The sequence below is a fragment of the Pantoea sp. JZ2 genome, assembly GCF_035191405.1.
Classification (GTDB): domain Bacteria; phylum Pseudomonadota; class Gammaproteobacteria; order Enterobacterales; family Enterobacteriaceae; genus Pantoea; species Pantoea stewartii.
Genome location: NZ_CP045247.1, coordinates 1,604,505 through 1,621,834 on the forward strand (window position 1 = coordinate 1,604,505; position 17,330 = coordinate 1,621,834).

General features: G+C 57.1%; 15 protein-coding genes. 11 read left to right on the forward strand and 4 right to left on the reverse strand.

Annotation, left to right across the window (positions count from 1 at the left end; genetic code table 11):
* Positions 1 to 280: 280 nt before the first annotated feature.
* The 4 genes from GC087_RS08030 to sixA all read left to right on the forward strand — a co-directional run bounded on the left by GC087_RS08030 (position 281) and on the right by sixA (position 4,854).
* The gene (locus GC087_RS08030; RefSeq protein ID WP_006120091.1) at positions 281 to 577 is read left to right on the forward strand and encodes a YfcZ/YiiS family protein; all 297 of its coding nucleotides are present in this window, start codon (positions 281 to 283) and stop codon (positions 575 to 577) included.
* 162 nt (positions 578 to 739) lie between these two features.
* Positions 740 to 2,050, forward strand: a complete 1,311-nt coding sequence (gene fadI / locus GC087_RS08035; RefSeq protein WP_283786078.1) for an acetyl-CoA C-acyltransferase FadI — start codon at positions 740 to 742, stop codon at positions 2,048 to 2,050.
* Positions 2,050 to 4,170 carry a fatty acid oxidation complex subunit alpha FadJ gene (gene fadJ / locus GC087_RS08040; protein ID WP_324030250.1) on the forward strand — a complete coding sequence of 707 codons (2,121 nt, stop codon included), beginning with the start codon at positions 2,050 to 2,052 and terminating at the stop codon, positions 4,168 to 4,170. Before fadI ends, fadJ begins: the two co-directional genes overlap by 1 nt.
* 201 nt (positions 4,171 to 4,371) lie before the next feature.
* On the forward strand, positions 4,372 to 4,854 hold the full coding sequence (gene sixA, locus GC087_RS08045; protein ID WP_006120087.1) for a phosphohistidine phosphatase SixA: 483 nt from the start codon (positions 4,372 to 4,374) through the stop codon (positions 4,852 to 4,854).
* Positions 4,855 to 4,925: 71 nt separating this feature from the next.
* Here the strand turns inward: sixA and GC087_RS08050 are convergent, their stop codons facing one another.
* A complete protein-coding gene (locus tag GC087_RS08050; protein WP_324030252.1) occupies positions 4,926 to 6,746 on the reverse strand; it encodes a methyl-accepting chemotaxis protein in 1,821 nt (606 codons plus the stop codon).
* 275 nt (positions 6,747 to 7,021) lie between these two features.
* The gene (gene smrB / locus GC087_RS08055) at positions 7,022 to 7,570 is read right to left on the reverse strand and encodes an endonuclease SmrB (RefSeq protein WP_039339724.1); all 549 of its coding nucleotides are present in this window, start codon (positions 7,568 to 7,570) and stop codon (positions 7,022 to 7,024) included.
* A gap of 160 nt (positions 7,571 to 7,730) precedes the next feature.
* Here smrB and prmB point away from each other — a divergent pair, with 160 nt between their 5' ends.
* Genes prmB through GC087_RS08085 form a run of 6 tightly spaced genes read left to right on the forward strand, consistent with a single transcriptional unit; the run spans position 7,731 to position 12,309 of the window.
* Positions 7,731 to 8,663: a 50S ribosomal protein L3 N(5)-glutamine methyltransferase gene (gene prmB / locus GC087_RS08060; protein WP_006120083.1), complete on the forward strand. Its 933-nt coding sequence runs from the start codon at positions 7,731 to 7,733 to the stop codon at positions 8,661 to 8,663.
* 46 nt (positions 8,664 to 8,709) lie between these two features.
* Positions 8,710 to 9,795: a chorismate synthase gene (gene aroC / locus GC087_RS08065; protein WP_033740703.1), complete on the forward strand. Its 1,086-nt coding sequence runs from the start codon at positions 8,710 to 8,712 to the stop codon at positions 9,793 to 9,795.
* A 4-nt stretch (positions 9,796 to 9,799) separates the two neighbouring features.
* On the forward strand, positions 9,800 to 10,618 hold the full coding sequence (gene mepA, locus GC087_RS08070; protein ID WP_324030604.1) for a penicillin-insensitive murein endopeptidase: 819 nt from the start codon (positions 9,800 to 9,802) through the stop codon (positions 10,616 to 10,618).
* 8 nt (positions 10,619 to 10,626) lie between these two features.
* Complete coding sequence (locus GC087_RS08075; protein ID WP_006120080.1) at positions 10,627 to 11,430, forward strand: sulfite exporter TauE/SafE family protein; 804 nt, start codon at positions 10,627 to 10,629, stop codon at positions 11,428 to 11,430.
* 19 nt (positions 11,431 to 11,449) lie between these two features.
* A complete protein-coding gene (locus tag GC087_RS08080; protein ID WP_039339723.1) occupies positions 11,450 to 11,992 on the forward strand; it encodes an elongation factor P hydroxylase in 543 nt (180 codons plus the stop codon).
* Positions 11,993 to 12,024: 32 nt separating this feature from the next.
* Positions 12,025 to 12,309, forward strand: a complete 285-nt coding sequence (locus GC087_RS08085) for a YfcL family protein (RefSeq protein WP_006120077.1) — start codon at positions 12,025 to 12,027, stop codon at positions 12,307 to 12,309.
* A gap of 28 nt (positions 12,310 to 12,337) precedes the next feature.
* Here GC087_RS08085 and mnmC read toward each other — a convergent pair whose 3' ends face one another.
* Positions 12,338 to 14,350, reverse strand: coding sequence for a bifunctional tRNA (5-methylaminomethyl-2-thiouridine)(34)-methyltransferase MnmC2/FAD-dependent 5-carboxymethylaminomethyl-2-thiouridine(34) oxidoreductase MnmC1 (gene mnmC, locus GC087_RS08090; RefSeq protein ID WP_324030253.1), 2,013 nt, complete (start codon positions 14,348 to 14,350; stop codon positions 12,338 to 12,340).
* A 151-nt stretch (positions 14,351 to 14,501) separates the two neighbouring features.
* Here mnmC and fabB point away from each other — a divergent pair, with 151 nt between their 5' ends.
* On the forward strand, positions 14,502 to 15,722 hold the full coding sequence (gene fabB / locus GC087_RS08095) for a beta-ketoacyl-ACP synthase I (RefSeq protein WP_324030254.1): 1,221 nt from the start codon (positions 14,502 to 14,504) through the stop codon (positions 15,720 to 15,722).
* An 85-nt stretch (positions 15,723 to 15,807) separates the two neighbouring features.
* Here the strand turns inward: fabB and GC087_RS08100 are convergent, their stop codons facing one another.
* A complete protein-coding gene (locus GC087_RS08100) occupies positions 15,808 to 17,247 on the reverse strand; it encodes a MocR-like pyridoxine biosynthesis transcription factor PdxR (protein ID WP_054687422.1) in 1,440 nt (479 codons plus the stop codon).
* Positions 17,248 to 17,330: the final 83 nt, after the last annotated feature.

A 17,330-nucleotide genomic window follows, 5' to 3' on the forward strand; every position in this document is an offset into this window, starting at 1 on the left:
CGGTCGGACATATCAGACCAGTGCGGAGAGTATAGGTCCGACCTGTACACATGTTGCAATATTGTTTTTAAATTATTTCCAATTTGATAGATGAAAATTCGATCTGCTTAACACTTCTCTGCGGGAAACGAGGCAGGCAGCAGGCGCAAAACTGATTCAGATCAAATTATATTGTGATATTCGTCACTTAGCGTCGCGTGCATAGCGGGGGAGAAATCCAAAGCGTAGAATTTTTCGCAGCGAAGGCTTTTCCCTTTAGTTGTGAAACCAGGAGATTACCATGACGGATGCTCTGAAAAAATGTCGCGCGACCGAAACGGCGGCATGCTGTTGTGTGGATGTCGGTACCGTAATGGACAACACCGATTGTACCGCCAGTTGGTCAGCGTGGTTTGGCCAGCGTGCGGAAGCCGACAGCAAACTGGCTGAACTGAGCGAAAGGGCGCGTCAGGTCGAGTCCGATCCCTGTGTCATAGATGCGCGATTCACAGAAGAGACGGGCGGCGTGCGGCTTGATGTTGCTTTTACTTTTAGCTGTCAGGCAGAAACCCTGATTTTTCAGTTAGGTTTACGCTGAACCGCTTAACGCCGCTGCCCGGCGGCGTTTGTCATTTTCGTGTTTCTCATCTCACTTTTCTCTTCCTGATGTTGGCGGCGTAGCCGCTTGTGGTTAACACTGTGGATCAGGTCAGACCTCTTTTGGCAATGATGCCCCGGTCACGATGCACAGGTGGATACAATGAGCAAAGCGCAGTCACTGTTGACGCGTACGGGCGAGCGCATCGCTATCACTCATGGATTACGTACGCCTTTTCTCCGTCAGGCGGCAGGATTTCATGGCATTCCCGCCGTAGAGTTGGGCCGGATGGTGGTCAGTGAAATGGTGGCCCGGAGTGAGTTACCGGTCGGGATGATTGAGCAACTGGTGTTTGGTCAGGTGGTGCAGATGCCAGAGGCTCCCAACATCGCGCGGGAAATTGTGCTGAGCAGTGGCCTCAGCGTCAGTACCGATGCGTACAGCGTCAGCCGAGCCTGTGCGACCAGCTTCCAGGCGGTGGCTAACGTCACGGAAAGCCTGCTGGCAGGCACGATTTCGGTCGGTATTGCGGGCGGCGCGGATTCCTCTTCCGTCCTGCCGATTGGCGTCAGTAAAACGCTGGCTCGTGCGCTGGTGGATATGAACAAAGCAAAAAGCCTTTCCCAAAAGTTTCAGATTCTGCGCCGCCTGCGTCCCGGCGATCTGTTACCGGTGCCGCCTGCCGTGGCCGAATACTCCACAGGATTACGCATGGGCGATACCGCAGAACAGATGGCGAAAACGCACGGCATCAGCCGGGAAGAACAGGATGCGCTGGCTCTGCGTTCGCATCTGCGCGCAGCGCAGGCCTGGCAGTCGGGCGTGCTGAATCAGGAAGTCATGGCCGCCTTCGTCCCGCCCTTCAAGGCCCCCATAGACCAGGATAATAACGTGCGAATGGATGCGAAAGCGGCTGACTATGCCCGTTTACGTCCGGCGTTTGATCGCCAGCACGGCACGGTAACGGCAGCCAACAGCACGCCGTTAACGGACGGGGCGGCGGCGGTGATATTGATGCGTGAAGGCCAGGCCAAAGCGCTGGGATTACAGCCGCTGGGCTATCTGCGCAGCTACGCCTTTACCGCCATTGATGTCTGGCAGGACATGCTGCTTGGGCCCGCTTACGCCTCGCCGCTGGCGCTTGATCGTGCTGGCATCACGCTGGCTGATCTGACGCTTATTGATATGCATGAAGCGTTCGCGGCGCAGACCTTGAGTAATATCAAGCTGTTTCGTGACGAACGTTTTGCCCGCGAGGTATTAAACCGCTCGCACGCGCTGGGTGAAATCGACGATGCACGTTTTAACGTCCTGGGCGGCTCCATCGCCTATGGTCATCCTTTTGCGGCGACCGGCGCGCGCATGATCACGCAGACCTTAAATGAATTGCGTCGGCGCGGAGGCGGGCTGGGACTGGTCACGGCCTGTGCCGCCGGAGGATTAGGTGCAGCCATGGTTCTGGAGGCCGAATAATGGAACAGCGCGCGTTTACTTTGCAGATGCGGGACGATCATGTTGGCGTGATCACCATTGATGTGCCCAATGAAAAAATGAATACGCTGAAGGCGGAATTTGCGGTCCAGATTGCCAGCCTGATTAGCGAGGCACGCCAGCATCCGCAGCTGCTCGGGCTGGTACTGATTTCCGGCAAGCCTGACAACTTTGTAGCAGGTGCCGATATCAGCATGATTGATCGCTGTCAGCGTGCGGATGAAGCCGAAGCTCTGGCAAGGCAAGGGCAGGAGGTAATGGCCGCGATTGCCGCCTTACCGTTTCCCGTGGTGGCCGCCATTCACGGGGCCTGCTTAGGCGGCGGTCTTGAGCTGGCGCTGGCCTGTCATTCACGCATCTGTACGCTGGATGATAAAACCCGTTTGGGACTGCCGGAAGTGCAACTGGGATTACTGCCCGGTTCGGGTGGCACGCAGCGTCTGCCGCATCTGATTGGCGTGCAAAAGGCTTTACCTCTCATCCTGGCGGGGAAAAGCCTGCGCGCGAAACAGGCGAAGAAGCTGGGGATTGTCGATGACGCGGTGCCGCAGGCGATCCTGCTGGATACCGCTATCGAAAGCGTTAAAAAAGGCAAACGCCGCCGCGCACCGCTTCCGCTGCGCGACCGTCTGCTGCAGGGGCCGATCGCCCGCCAGGCCTTGTTTGCGCTGGTCAGGCGGGAAACGGAACGCAAAACCCAGGGGAACTATCCGGCCGCGCAACGTATCATCGATGTGGTACGCATTGGGCTTGAGCAAAGCAGTCAGGCAGGTTATGCCGCCGAGGCGCGCGCCTTTGGCGAGCTGGCCATGACGCCGGAATCGGCGGCGCTACGCAGCCTGTTTTTTGCCTCCACCGCGCTGAAAAAAGAGAACGGAACTGAGGCGCAGCCCCGGCCAGTCGAACGTGTCGGTGTGCTGGGCGGCGGGTTGATGGGCGGCGGCATTGCCTGCGTCAGCGCAATTCATGCCGGTCTGCCCGTGCGCATCAAAGACATCAGCCTGAACGGCATTAATCATGCGCTTCAGACCAGTTGGGCGCTGCTGAGTAAAAAAGTGCAGCGTCGTCAGCTCACCCCGGCGCAGCGCCAGCAGCAGATGGCGCGCATCAGCGGCGGTACCGGCTATCAGGGGTTTACCCAACGTGACATCGTCATCGAGGCGGTGTTTGAAGATCTGGCGCTGAAACAGCAAATGGTGGCAGAGGTGGAAACGCACTGTCAGCCCCAGACGATTTTTGCGTCCAATACCTCTTCCCTCCCGATTGCCGACATTGCGGCGAAGGCCGCGCGTCCTGAGAATATTATTGGCCTGCACTACTTCAGTCCGGTGGAGAAAATGCCGCTGGTTGAAGTTATCCCGCATGCGGCGACCTCGCCTGAAACGCTCGCCAGCACCGTCACGCTGGCACGTAAACAGGGCAAAACGCCGATTGTGGTCGCTGACAGACCGGGCTTTTACGTCAACCGTATTCTGACGCCCTACATCAACGAAGCGATGCGCTGTCTGCTGGAGGGCGAACCTGTTGAACATATTGACCGCGCACTGGTGACGTTTGGCTTTCCGGTTGGGCCGGTTCAACTGCTGGATGAGGTGGGCATTGATGTCGGCAGTAAAATCTCGCCCGGGTTGCAGCAGGCTTACGGTGAACGGTTTGCGGCACCGCCTGCTCTGGCGGCTGTGATCAACGACGGACGCAAAGGGCGAAAAAATCATAAAGGGTTCTATCTGTATGGATCGTCACGTTTGCAACGTAAAAAGCCGGATCCCACCGTGTACGACGTATTGCAGATTAAACCCGCAAGCGTGCAGAGTGGGGCACACATCGCAGAGCGCTGCGTGATGATGATGTTAAATGAGGCGGTGCGCTGTCTGGATGAGCAGGTTATCCGCTCGCCCCGTGACGGTGATATTGGTGCGGTGTTTGGTATTGGTTTTCCCCCGTTTCTGGGTGGGCCATTTCACTATATTGATCGCCTTGGTGCTGGGGAAATCGTCAACAGATTAACGCGGCTTGAGCAGCAATATGGTGACCGCTTTGCACCCTGTGAAAGATTGCAGCGGGCAGCGCAACAGCAGACAAAGTTTTACACTTCTTCATAAATATGAATATCCATCCTGATTCAGGGGGTTAGTCGTGTGTCGCACCATCATGATGCGACGCCGTAATCGGGCAGGTGCTTATTTAATAAACAACCGGTTGACTATACTGAAGCCATTAGGGTAAAACACGACGTTCATTCGCAGAATGAAGCGCCTGACGCGAAGGTGTCAGGCGATGTCGACAAACAACAGCGGTGCTTTATGCAAGTTTTTATCATGCGTCACGGCGATGCGGCGCTCGACGCTGCCAGTGATTCAGTCCGGCCCTTAACGCTTTGTGGATGTGATGAATCACGCCAGATGGCGAACTGGTTAAAAGATCAGGCTGTTGACATTGAACGTGTCCTGGTCAGCCCTTATCTGCGTGCGCAACAAACGCTCGCGACAGTTCGTGAGGCGCTGCCCTTACCAGACGGGGCGGATATCCTGCCGGAGTTAACGCCTGGCGGCGATCCGGGGCTGGTGGGCTGCTATTTGCAGACGCTGGCAAACGAAGGGGTAAAATCGGTGCTGGTGATCTCTCACCTGCCGCTGGTCGGTTATCTGGTGTCGGAGCTGTGCCCTCAGGAAACGCCACCGATGTTCGCTACTTCGGCCATTGCCTGCGTGGATTTTGACCCGGCGGAAAGCCAGGGCAAGCTGCTCTGGCAGGTCAGTCCTAAAAAACTGGCAAAAGCGATGTAAACGCTGTCGGGCCATCCTCTGGCCCGACACTGAAAACGTTTGACTCACTTCACCCGTTTTCTTTCCACACGTTACGCAATCACAAAACGCGACACCGATCCTGCCAGCGTTTGCGCCTGATCGTGCAGCGCACTGGCGGCAGCGGACGACTGCTCCACCAGCGCGGCGTTCTGCTGCGTCACGTTATCCATCTCAACAATCGCGACGCCTACCTGCGCAATGCCGCGATTCTGCTCTTCCGACGCATGAGAAATTTCGTTCAACAGATCCGTCACGTTACTGACCGAGTTGACGATCTCCCCCATGGTGTTCCCCGTCTGACTCACCAGTTGCGAACCGGCATTAATACGCGCCACAGAATCATGAATCAGCGCTTCAATCTCCTTCGCCGCCTGCGCACTGCGTTGTGCCAGATTACGCACTTCGCTGGCTACCACGGCAAAGCCCCGACCTTGTTCTCCGGCCCGTGCCGCTTCTACGGCGGCATTGAGTGCCAGGATATTAGTCTGAAACGCGATACTGTTTATCACGGAGGTGATTTCTGAGATTTTGCCAGAGCTGGTGGTGATCTCATTCATGGTGCTGACCACATCCGTAACCAGCTGCCCACCGCGGCTGGCGGTGTCGAAGGTTTGCTGCGCCAGTCGACTGGAATGATGAATGTTGTCTGCGTTCTCCTTAACCGTTGCGGTCAGTTGCTCCATGCTGGCTGCGGTCTGCGCAAGGGCGGCGGCCTGGCTTTCTGTGCGGGCTGACAGATCATTATTGCCGGAGGCAATCTCCGCTGAAGCCTGACTGACGCTGGTCACGCCACTGCGGATACCGCTGATAATGCGACGCAGCTCATCGCTCATTTCACCGACTGCATGCATCAGTTCGCCCAGCTCATCCCGACGGGACGATTTCAGCACGGTGCTGAGGTTGCCACGCGCCATCTGATTAGCGACGTGCAGCAGTTCAGCGAGAGGACGCGTCAACTGGCGGGTAATAAACAGGGCGATAAGAATGCCTGCTACGATAGCGGCGATGATAATCACCGTCATCAGCCAGACGGCCTGATTCGCGTCGTGATTGGTCGCATCTAACTGTTGGGTAAACAAGGCGTTGCTCATGTCGGTCAGGATTTTGCCCGCAGCCGCCAGTTGCACAGTGGCTGCGTCACCTGCCGCCACCGACGCCATCAGCGCATTGATATCGCCCTGTTTGGTCTCAAGCTGTGCGCTGACTTTTTCAAGCGCAGCACTGTCTGCGGCGTTAAGGCGCGGTTTGACCTGAGCCATCAGCTGCACGGTTTCCGACAGGAAGTTGCTCAGGGCGTTGCGATCTTCTTCTTTGTGCTCAAGGCCAAAGAGTTTGACACGTACCGCCACGCCGCCCAGGTGTTTATTGATTTCCTGTAACGCCGCGCTCGTCTGCGGGTCACTGCTGTTGCTTGCGGCCAGTTGGCTGATATCCCGCATCTCATCCGCCACGGACAGGTTCTGAAGCGCCTGTGCCCCGTTACGGACAGCCTGTACCGTATCGGCGCGTTTCTGCCGGTAAGTGGCAATAGCGGACGGCATCGCCGTAATCATCGCCTGCTGACTGTCATCCCAGTGAAAAACGCCCAGGTTTTTCAGATTCTGATCCACCTCTTTCAGCAGATTTTCGTTAACGTCGATGAATTTTTCATCATGCGTTTTCACGAACTGCAGTCGGGCATCTTTGGCCTGTGAAAACCGGTCATTAACGCTTTTCAGCTCCCTGAGCTTTTCGGCCCGGACGCTGATGTCGTTCAGATTTTTAATCCCGCATATCGCTACGGCCAGACTCAAAAGTAAAATCAGTCCAAAACCGAGCATCAGCTTTTTGCCCACTTTCAAATTCTCAAAAAAATGACTTAACCCGCTCATTCAAAAAGTTCCCTTGGTCAATGTGCCGAAATAATCAAACGTAATGTGCCTAAATGCTTAGACGTTATCGGCAGCGAGTAAATTGTATTCAGTATAAATAATTACATAAGCAAATAGTCTGCGTCAGTCTGAACAAAAACGGGCAGAACAGAGGACCAAAAACAGGCGCAAAAGTGAAAGAAAGCGGGCGTCGGTTAAACCGGTTTCCCCCGGCAAAGGGGGGGAAGAAACGGGGCGAAACGGCGGGGTGGAAAAGACGTCTCAGGGCAGGAATATCAAGGCAGCTCTGGCGGTTGCCACTCTTCGACTTCAATCAGGACCAGCAGCGCGGCGTCGCCACCAAACATTTTGGGTGCCTGATGAAACGCCATTACCCAGGGATGCTGGGCCAGCCACAGCGGCGTTTGTTGCTTTAAAATATGTTTACCATGTCCGGTCATCACGCTGGCACAAAAAAGGTGTTCGCGACGGCAGGCGGCAATCAACGCGCCCAGTTCCTGTTTAGCCTGCATTTGTGTGAGTCCATGCAGATCGAGAAAAATTTCTGGCGTGTAATCGCCCCGACGCAGCTTTTTCAGCTCGAAATGGCTTACGTCCGCACGGACATAGCGCGTCGCCCCTTCTGTGGACAGCAGCGGCTGGAACTCATCGGAAAAATAATGGCTGTTGTCCGCTTGCTCAGACAGCAGGCGTTTAACCGGCACGTCGCGGGTTTTGACCACCGGCTTATGCACGATAGTATCTTGTTTCAGTTCTCGCGTGCCGGTCATTAACTGACGGAACAGCGCTTGATCATCCTGGCTCAGGGTCGGTTTTTTACGCATGGGTCGTGAATCATGTATGAGGTGGCTGATTAACAGCAGAAGCCATTACCTTACCGTTTACTGTCATTAATTGTCAGCTTTTTCACCTTGCTGCGCTGAATTCTGCTCGGCTTCGTGGCAAACTATCGGCCGATTTAGTTAAAGGCCTGCGGAGGGCTATGTGGACAAAATTTTCGTCGATGAGGCAGTGAACGAACTGCACACCATTCAGGATATGCTGCGCTGGTCGGTCAGCCGCTTTACCGCGGCTGGCATCTGGTACGGACACGGCACAGATAATCCCTGGGACGAAGCCGTCCAGCTGGTTCTGCCCACGCTTTGGTTACCGCTTGATATTCCGGAAGACATGCGCAATGCCCGCCTGACCGCCAGTGAACGTCATCGCATTGTCGAACGCGTCATTCGTCGCGTTAACGAACGCATCCCGGTTGCCTATCTGACTAATAAAGCCTGGTTCTGCGGCCATGAATTCTATGTCGATGAACGCGTTCTGGTTCCCCGTTCGCCGATTGGGGAGCTGATTGAAAACCGTTTTGCCGGCTTAATTCCTGAAAAGCCGCGTCATATTCTGGACATGTGCACCGGAAGCGGCTGTATTGCCATCGCCTGTGCTTACGCCTTCCCGGACGCCGAAGTTGACGCGGTGGATATCTCCCACGATGCGCTGGCAGTGGCGGAACAAAATATCGAAGAGCATGGTTTGATCCACCATGTCACGCCGATTCGCGCCGATCTGTTCCGCGAATTGCCGCCTGTGCAATACGATCTGATCGTGACCAATCCGCCCTATGTGGATGCCGAAGATATGGACGATCTGCCGGGCGAATATCACCATGAGCCTGAGCTGGGTCTGGCGGCCGGAAGCGATGGCCTGAAGCTGGTCCGCCGTATTCTGGCCTGTGCGCCGGGTTACCTGAGCGAAAACGGCGTGCTGATTTGCGAAGTCGGCAACAGTATGGTGCACATGATGGAGCAGTATCCCGATGTGCCTTTCACCTGGCTGGAGTTTAACAACGGTGGTGACGGTGTCTTTATGCTCACCCGTCAGCAAATCGTTGATGCACAGCACCATTTCTCATTCTATAAAGACTAAAAAGAGGGGCGAGCGTTCGCCCGCCAAACCGTAACAAGGAATCTCAATGGCCGGAAACAGCATCGGACAGTTCTTTCGCGTCACCACCTTTGGCGAATCTCACGGCATTGCTCTGGGATGTATTGTTGATGGCGTGCCGCCCGGCATTCCGTTGACCGAAGCCGATATCCAGCACGATCTGGACCGCCGCCGTCCGGGCACTTCGCGTTATACGACGCAGCGCCGTGAACCGGATCAGGTCAAAATTCTGTCAGGTGTGTTTGAAGGTGTCACCACAGGGACCTCGATTGGCTTGCTGATTGAGAACACCGATCAACGTTCGCAGGATTACGGCGCCATTAAAGATCTGTTCCGACCCGGCCATGCGGATTACACCTACGAACAAAAATACGGTACGCGCGACTATCGCGGCGGTGGCCGTTCATCGGCACGTGAGACGGCGATGCGCGTGGCGGCGGGCGCCATCGCCAAAAAATACCTGCACATGCAGCACGGGATCGTGGTGCGGGGCTATCTGGCGCAGATCGGCGACGTGGCCTGTGAACTTAAAGACTGGACCATCGTTGAAGAGAATCCGTTCTTCTGCCCGGACGCCGATAAGCTTGAGGCGCTGGATGAACTGATGCGCGCGCTGAAAAAAGAGGGCGATTCTGTCGGTGCCAAAGTCACGGTCATGGCGGAAAATGTTCCGCCGGGCCTGGGCGAACCGGTCTTTGATCGCCTGGATGCGGATCTCGCGCATGCGCTGATGAGCATTAACGCCGTGAAGGGCGTTGAAATTGGCGACGGCTTTGCCGTGGTGAATCAGCGCGGCAGTCAGCATCGCGATGAAATTCGGGCTAACGGTTTTCAGAGTAACCACGCAGGCGGCATTCTCGGCGGTATCAGCAGCGGTCAGACCATCAGCGCCAATCTGGCGATGAAGCCGACCTCCAGCATTACCGTGCCAGGCAAAACCATCACCCGTGACGGGGAAGAAGTGGAGATGATCACGAAAGGCCGTCACGATCCCTGCGTGGGCATTCGTGCGGTGCCGATTGCCGAAGCCATGATGGCAATTGTGCTGATGGACCATCTGCTGCGCCAGCGTGCGCAGTGTGGCGATGTCAACTCCACCGTGCCACGTTGGTAACCTGATGAAAGTGATGCTGATGCTCAGCGCGCTGTTACTCAGCGCGGCAAGCCTGGCGGCGACGCCATGGCAGCGTATTCAGCGCCCTGTCGCGGGTGCACCGAATGCGATTGGCGGCTTTGCCAACGGCTGTATTGTCGGCGCGCAGACTCTGCCGCTTAACTCACCGGATTATCAGGTCATGCGTCAGGATCAGCGCCGCTATTTCGGTCATCCCGACCTGATTCTGTTTATCCAGCGCCTGGCCATGCAGGCGCACAATCTGCAACTGGGCAACGTGCTGATTGGCGATATGGGCATGGCTGCCGGCGGACGCTTCAGCAGCGGCCATGCCAGCCACCAGACCGGACTCGACGTGGATATCTGGCTACAACTGCCGAAAACCCGCTGGAGCGCACAGCAGTTACTGAAACCTCAGCCGCTGGATCTGGTGGCCGCCGATGGCAGGAACGTCGTTGCGCGTCACTGGCAGCCTGAAATCGCCAGTCTGATTAAACTGGCGGCGAAAGATGAAGATGTCACGCGCATCTTCGTCAATCCGGCGATTAAAAAGCAGCTTTGCGCGGATGCGGGTACAGATCGAAGCTGGTTACATAAAGTACGGCCCTGGTTCGCGCACCGCGCCCATATGCACGTCCGTTTGCGCTGTCCACAGGGCAGCCCGGATTGTGAGGAGCAGGCTCCCCCGCCTCCCGGGGATGGCTGCGGGGCAGAGTTGCAGAGCTGGTTCCTGCCAAAGCAGCCGGGTTCTGCGCCTGTGAAGCGTGAACCCCCGCCGCTGCCGCCTGCCTGTCAGGCGCTGCTGGATAAACATTTACTGTAAGGGTTCCCATGGAGTGGTTCATTGCCAGCCCGCTGGCGGTTGTCCTGCTATTTTTTATTGCGCTACTGGCTGGATTTATTGATTCGATTGCGGGCGGCGGTGGCCTGCTCACGCTTCCTTCTCTTCTGGCGGCCGGGCTGTCGCCGGCGCAGGCGCTGGCGACCAACAAACTCCAGTCGGTCGGCGGCTCTTTCTCTGCCAGCCTGTATTTTGTACGGCGGGGAGCCATTACGTTGCGTGAGCAACGGCTGAATATCGCCATGACCTTTCTGGGCGCGGTGGGCGGCGCGGTGCTGATTCAGCATCTTCAGGCCGATTTCCTGCGGCAAATCCTGCCGCTGCTGCTGATCGCTATCGGTATGTGGTTTTTGTTAATGCCGCGCATTGGCGAGGAAGACCGGGTGCATCGTCTCAGGGGGCTGCCTTTTGCCCTTATCGGCGGTGGCTGTATCGGTTTTTATGATGGTTTTTTTGGCCCGGGAGCTGGCTCGTTTTATGCGCTGGGCTTTGTGACGCTGTGTGGCTTTAACCTGGCGAAAGCGACTGCGCATGCCAAACTGCTTAACTTCACCTCAAATTTTGGCAGCCTGCTGTTCTTTATCTTTGGCGGGAAAGTGGTGTGGGGCACCGGCCTGATCATGATGCTGGGCGCGGTCTGTGGCGCACGACTGGGCGCAAGGCTGGTTCTGGCGCGTGGGCAAAAGCTGATTCGTCCGATGGTGGTGATCGTTTCGGCGGTCATGAGCATGAAATTGCTCTGGGACAGCCACGGCAGTGAGGTTCTGGCCTGGCTGGCGGCGCTGAATCTGTAATACTTTACGTGAATATTGAATGACAACACATGACTACCCGCAGCTCATTACGCTGTTTGACCGCTGCTTTAGCGAAGACTTTCAGACCCGTCTAATTAAAGGCGATGATGAACCGATTTATCTTCCTGCAGACAGCGAATCACCATGGAACCGGGTGGTGTTCGCCCATGGTTTTTACGCGAGTGCGCTGCATGAAATTTCGCACTGGTGCATTGCCGGTGAAGCCCGGCGCAAGTTAGTCGATTTTGGCTACTGGTATTGCCCGGACGGGCGGGATGCGCAAACGCAAAGCCAGTTTGAATCGGTTGAGGTGAAGCCGCAGGCCCTGGAGTGGATGTTTTGCGTTGCCGCAGGCTTTCCCTTCAATGTCAGTTGTGACAATCTCGATGGCGATTGTGAGCCCGATCGCATTGCTTTTCAGCGTAAAGTTCATGCCCAGGTCATGAGCTACCTGGCGTCGGGCATTCCTGCCCGTCCCGCACGCTTTATTTCAGCCCTGGCTGAATTTTATGGCAGGCCTTCTCTGACCGCATCACAGTTTCCATGGCCGGAAGATGTGTAATGCAGAAGGGATTATTTAACAGAGGAATTGAGATGATCGCAGAATTTGAAGCGCGTATTCTGGCCCTGATTGACGATATGGTTGAGCACGCCAGTGACGATGAGCTGTTTGCCAGCGGTTATCTGCGTGGCCATTTAACCCTGGCAGTCGCGGAAGTGGAGCAACTGGATGACCACACGCCGCAGGCGCTGCAGATTCAGGTCACCCGCAGCCTGCAAAATGCCATTGCCGCCGGAGAGTTATCGCCACGGGATCAGGCGCTGGTCATTGGCATGTGGGATAATCTGTTTTTACAGGCGCGTCAGCAGACTGCCTGAGTGAGCAGGGCGGCATGCCGCCCTGGTGCTATTTCCCCGCTTTTTTGCCCTTCAGCAGCTTTCTGACCCAGTAACGATTAGGATTCAGCGCCGCCAGCGTGCTGGCATCCAGCGGCTGAGGTTCGCCGCTCAGCTGTGCCGCCAGGACTTCTGCCGCCAGCGGTGCGCTGCACAGCCCGCGCGAGCCAAGTGCGCCGAACAGATAAAGGCCGGGAAAGTACGGCGCCGCTGGGATCGCCGCTCCGCGGGCATTCTGCTGCGCCAGATCGGCATAAAGCGCAAGCGTCGCTGCGTAATCCGGCACACAGCCAACCATCGGTAAGTGATCCCGCGTGGCACAACGTACGCCGCTGCGCGCTGCGTTCTGACTGACATCCACCGCATTAACCCAGTCGCTGTGCGGCAGGCAATGCTGCAGGCGGCGGTGATTATCCTGCTGATCCGCTTCACGAAAGGCGGTGGAGGTCTCGCCCCGGTGATAGCTGGCCCCGATACAGTGCGTCGCAAACTGGGGACTGGCGGGCGTGAGATAGCCATCGTAGCAGAGCACCGTCCTGAGCGCCGACAGCGCAGGCGATACGGGAACATGGCTGACCTGACCGGCCACCGGATACACGGGCAGCGCGTCGGTCTGGGGCAGGTCGGTGAGGTGATGGCCGTTCGCCAACACCACGGCAGCGTGATGCACATCGGGCTGCTCGCTAAAGGTTAACGTCCAGCCCTGCGCATTCTGACTGAGCGCGGTGACGCGATGCAGCCAGTGTACACGCAATCCCAGTTGCTCGCCCCTGGACAGCAGGGAAGAGGTCAGTTCGGCCGGGGCTAACCAGCCGCCCATCGGGTAATAGATGCCGCCGCAGTGCAGCGCAACCTTCGCCAGCGCCTCGGCTTCCTGTTGCGTCACGCCATGGGCAATTTCTTCAGGTAATCCCATCGCCAGCATCTGTTCAATCTTGCTGGCACTTTTATCGTCCCAGCCGAGCTGCAGGACGCCGCTCCAGTCGTGTTCGAACGGCAGATCCAGCGCGTCATACAGGCGACGGGCAAACGTGAAGGCGGCGGGGAAAAAGGTGGCAAGCGCCGGATCGTGCTGATTAAGCAAAGGGTATAGTGCGCCCTGACGATTGCTGGATGCGCCCAGCGCGGGGGCTTCGTCGGCGCAATACAGCGTAACGCGCCAGCCGCGGCGCAGTAAAGCCAGGGCCAGCGTCGCACTGGCGATACCGCCGCCCACCAGAGCGACCTCTTTTTCAGACGGCGCAGGCCGGGCATACCAGGGTTGGCGCGGGTACTGTGCTGGTGCCTGTTCAAGCGAGCCGCACAGCATTTCCCGTTTTGGACCAAATCCTTTACGGCGCGTGACCGCAAAGCCCGCTTCCTGCAAGCCACGACGTACGAAACCGGCGGCCGTAAAGGTGGCAAATGTGCCCCCTGGCCGGGCCAGCGCCGCCATCGACTGAAACAGTTCCGGCGTCCACATATCGGGATTTTTCGACGGCGCAAAGCCATCTAAAAACCACGCGTCGACCTGACGATGCAGACTGTCATCAAAATTATTAATTAGCGCATTAATATCGCCTAACCACAGATCCAGCGTGATGCGGCCGGCATCGAATAACAGCCGCTGGCAGCCGGGCAGGGCCAATGGCCACTGACGCTGGAGTTGGTCGGCCCAGGGCGCAAGTTCAGGCCAGTGCTGATGGGCCGCCATCAGATCGGCCTGGGTCAACGGAAATTTTTCAAAGCTGATGAAATGCAGTCGCTTCAGCGCCGCATCGGGATGATGACGCTGGAACTGGTCAAACGCCTGCCAGAGCGTAAGAAAGTTAAGGCCAGTGCCGAAGCCGCTCTCGGCCACAATCAGCAGGTCGCGTGGATGGTGGTGAAATCGTTGGGGGAAATCATTGCCACCCAGAAACACGTAGCGCGTCTCTTCCAGACCATTGTCGTTGGAAAAGTAGACGTCGCCGAAGGCTCGGGAAACAGGTGTACCCTGTTCATTCCAGCTCAGTTGGGCATGTTCAACCGGAGACAGTTTCACAGTAAAGGCTCATTTTTCAGGGAATGGCAGGAGTTTATCGGCCGGGGGAAGATGACGCAAATTTACAAAGGAATTGGCTGATCGGACTTGTTCGGCGTACAAGTGTAAGCTAGAGTGCTCGTCAAATAACAGAAGTGTTGAGGAAGATTGAATGAAACGTGCTGTGATTACTGGCTTAGGGATCGTTTCCAGTATTGGTAATAACCAGCAAGAGGTGCTGGCATCTCTGCGTGAAGGCCGCTCAGGCATCACTTTTTCCCAGGAGATGAAAGATTCCGGCATGCGTAGTCACGTCTGGGGTAACGTTAAACTCGATACCACCGGCCTCATTGATCGCAAAATTGTGCGGTTCATGAGTGATGCGTCCATCTATGCTTACCTGTCAATGGAAGAAGCTATCAAAGATTCTGGCCTGAGCAACGAAGCCTACCAGAACAACCCTCGCGTAGGTTTGATTGCAGGTTCCGGCGGCGGTTCTCCACGTTTTCAGGTTTTTGGCGCGGATGCGATGCGCAGCCCACGCGGCCTGAAAGCCGTTGGCCCTTATGTGGTGACCAAGGCGATGGCATCCGGTGTTTCTGCCTGCCTGGCCACACCGTTTAAAATCCACGGCGTAAACTACTCTATCAGTTCAGCCTGTGCGACCTCTGCACACTGTATTGGTAACGCGGTTGAGCAGATTCAACTGGGCAAGCAGGATATCGTTTTTGCCGGCGGCGGCGAAGAGCTGTGCTGGGAAATGGCCTGTGAGTTCGATGCGATGGGCGCCCTGTCGACCCGTTACAACGACACGCCAGAAAAAGCGTCACGTACCTATGACAACGAGCGCGACGGCTTCGTTATCGCAGGCGGCGGCGGTATGGTCGTGGTGGAAGAGCTGGAACATGCGCTGGCTCGTGGCGCGCACATCTATGCTGAAATCGTGGGCTACGGTGCCACCTCTGATGGTGCTGATATGGTCGCACCGTCAGGTGAAGGCGCTGTACGCTGCATGAAGATGGCGATGCAGGGCGTGGACACGCCAATCGACTATCTGAACAGCCATGGTACCTCTACGCCAGTGGGCGATGTCAAAGAGCTGGGTGCTATTCGTGAAGTGTTTGGCGAAAACACACCGTACATCTCTGCGACCAAAGCCATGACCGGCCACTCCTTAGGAGCGGCGGGTGTGCAGGAAGCGATTTACTCACTGCTGATGCTGGAGCACGGCTTTATCGCCCCAAGCATTAACATCAGCTCGCTGGACGCCGCGGCAGAAGGCATGAACATCGTGACAGAGCCGACGGAAAAAGCCCTTACCACCGTGATGTCTAACAGCTTTGGTTTCGGCGGCACCAACGCCACCCTGACCATGCGTAAATACCAGGCATAAGTGTGGCGAAGCGTCATGTTGCGCGCAGCATGACGCACACACATCCAAAAGGTCGGCGATTGCCGGCCTTTTTTGTTTCGGTCCATTAGTCACGTTGACGGGATGCGCTGCGTGACAGCAGCCTGACCAGACTGTCACATCCCGCCACAATTTCATCCGGCGTGAGCGCCGCAAAACCTAATAGCCAGCCTTGCCGGTTTGTTTTTTCGCTATACAGCGGGCTGAGCCGGGGTAACAGTAAGCCCGCGTTTGCCGCCTGTACGGTCAAAGCGCCTTCATCCCCCTGTAACAGGTTAACAGCCAGTTGCAGTCCGCCCGGACAGGGAAAGGGGGTGAGCCACGGCGTCAGACGCTGTTCAATCTGTTCCAGTAAGCGATCGCGACGGCTCTGGTAAAGCTGACGCATCAGGCGCAGATGACTGGCGAAGTGCCCCTGCTGCATAAACGCGGCGGTCACCGCCTGGGGAAGCAGGGCGCTGTGACCATCCAGAATGCTGCGTACGCGACCCGAGGGTTCCACCAGCGCCTCGGGCACGACCATCCATGCCAGGCGCAGGGACGGGAACAGGGATTTTGAAAACGTGCCTAAGGTTATCACCCGCTGATCCCTGTCGAGTGCGTGCAGCGCGGGAGCGGGGCGCTCATCATAGTGAAACTCACTGTCATAATCGTCTTCGATGAGCCAGCTACCGTTGCGGCGAGCCCAGTCGAGCCAGGCGAGACGACGTGGCAGACTCAAGGCAACACCTGTCGGATACTGATGGGAGGGCGTCAGGTACATCAGCTTTGCCGCGCCAGGCTGAGGGACGGCGCCCTGGCCATCCACACTTATTCCGCTCACGCGGGCACCCGCAGCCAGAAAGGCGTTGCGTGCGCCCGCATAACCCGGCTCCTCCATCCACACGTTATCGCCAGGGTCGACCAGCATCAGCGCCAGTAGCTGAAGGGCCTGCTGCGAGCTGGTCAGAATCACGACCTGCTCAGGCTGGCAGTGAATGCCGCGCGACAACGCAAGGTAATCAGCCAGCGCGTGGCGCAGTGGCATATAGCCTGACGGATCGCCATAGCCCATCACGCTCTGGCCTTCGCTGTGCTGGATACGTGCGGTTAACCGCCGCCAGACCGCATGAGGAAACGCCCGCAACTCCGGAGAACCCGCTGCAAACGCACAGGGAAACGGCGCGTCCTGGCAGCCGCCTGTCGCCAGGACCTGCTGGCCGCGTCGTGACAACCGGGCCATGCGGCTGGCGCGAATGCGGGGAGCTTTGTCAGGGAGAGTGATGGCAACAAAACTGCCCCGGCCTGTTTCCCGCCGCAGATAACCCTCGCTTTCGAGCTGGGCGTAAGCCGCTTCCACCGTCACGCGTGACAGCGTTAAATCCGTGGCCAGCTGACGTGTAGAGGGCAGTTTCTGTCCGGCCTGAAGGTGCGCGGTTTCTATCCACTGACGCAGCGTGGCGCACAGGCGGTCACGCAGACCGCCCGTGGTCTGATGATGAAACAGTTGCAGAAGCGGTGACGACATAATGGTCTTATCAACAGGTTCAGATGGGTCTTAGTCAGGCATCCACTTTGCCGTACACTGCCGTCATCACACAACAGGAGAAA

What these genes read in the sequence shown, in the direction of transcription:
- GC087_RS08030 (WP_006120091.1), top strand. Translation starts at nt 281, where the DNA reads ATGACGGATGCTCTGAAAAAATGTCGCGCGACCGAAACGGCGGCATGC.
- fadI (WP_283786078.1), top strand. Translation starts at nt 740, where the DNA reads ATGAGCAAAGCGCAGTCACTGTTGACGCGTACGGGCGAGCGCATCGCT.
- fadJ (WP_324030250.1), top strand. Translation starts at nt 2,050, where the DNA reads ATGGAACAGCGCGCGTTTACTTTGCAGATGCGGGACGATCATGTTGGC.
- sixA (WP_006120087.1), top strand. Translation starts at nt 4,372, where the DNA reads ATGCAAGTTTTTATCATGCGTCACGGCGATGCGGCGCTCGACGCTGCC.
- GC087_RS08050 (WP_324030252.1), bottom strand. Translation starts at nt 6,746, where the DNA reads ATGAGCGGGTTAAGTCATTTTTTTGAGAATTTGAAAGTGGGCAAAAAG.
- smrB (WP_039339724.1), bottom strand. Translation starts at nt 7,570, where the DNA reads ATGCGTAAAAAACCGACCCTGAGCCAGGATGATCAAGCGCTGTTCCGT.
- aroC (WP_033740703.1), top strand. Translation starts at nt 8,710, where the DNA reads ATGGCCGGAAACAGCATCGGACAGTTCTTTCGCGTCACCACCTTTGGC.
- mepA (WP_324030604.1), top strand. Translation starts at nt 9,800, where the DNA reads ATGAAAGTGATGCTGATGCTCAGCGCGCTGTTACTCAGCGCGGCAAGC.
- GC087_RS08075 (WP_006120080.1), top strand. Translation starts at nt 10,627, where the DNA reads ATGGAGTGGTTCATTGCCAGCCCGCTGGCGGTTGTCCTGCTATTTTTT.
- GC087_RS08080 (WP_039339723.1), top strand. Translation starts at nt 11,450, where the DNA reads ATGACAACACATGACTACCCGCAGCTCATTACGCTGTTTGACCGCTGC.
- GC087_RS08085 (WP_006120077.1), top strand. Translation starts at nt 12,025, where the DNA reads ATGATCGCAGAATTTGAAGCGCGTATTCTGGCCCTGATTGACGATATG.
- fabB (WP_324030254.1), top strand. Translation starts at nt 14,502, where the DNA reads ATGAAACGTGCTGTGATTACTGGCTTAGGGATCGTTTCCAGTATTGGT.
- GC087_RS08100 (WP_054687422.1), bottom strand. Translation starts at nt 17,247, where the DNA reads ATGTCGTCACCGCTTCTGCAACTGTTTCATCATCAGACCACGGGCGGT.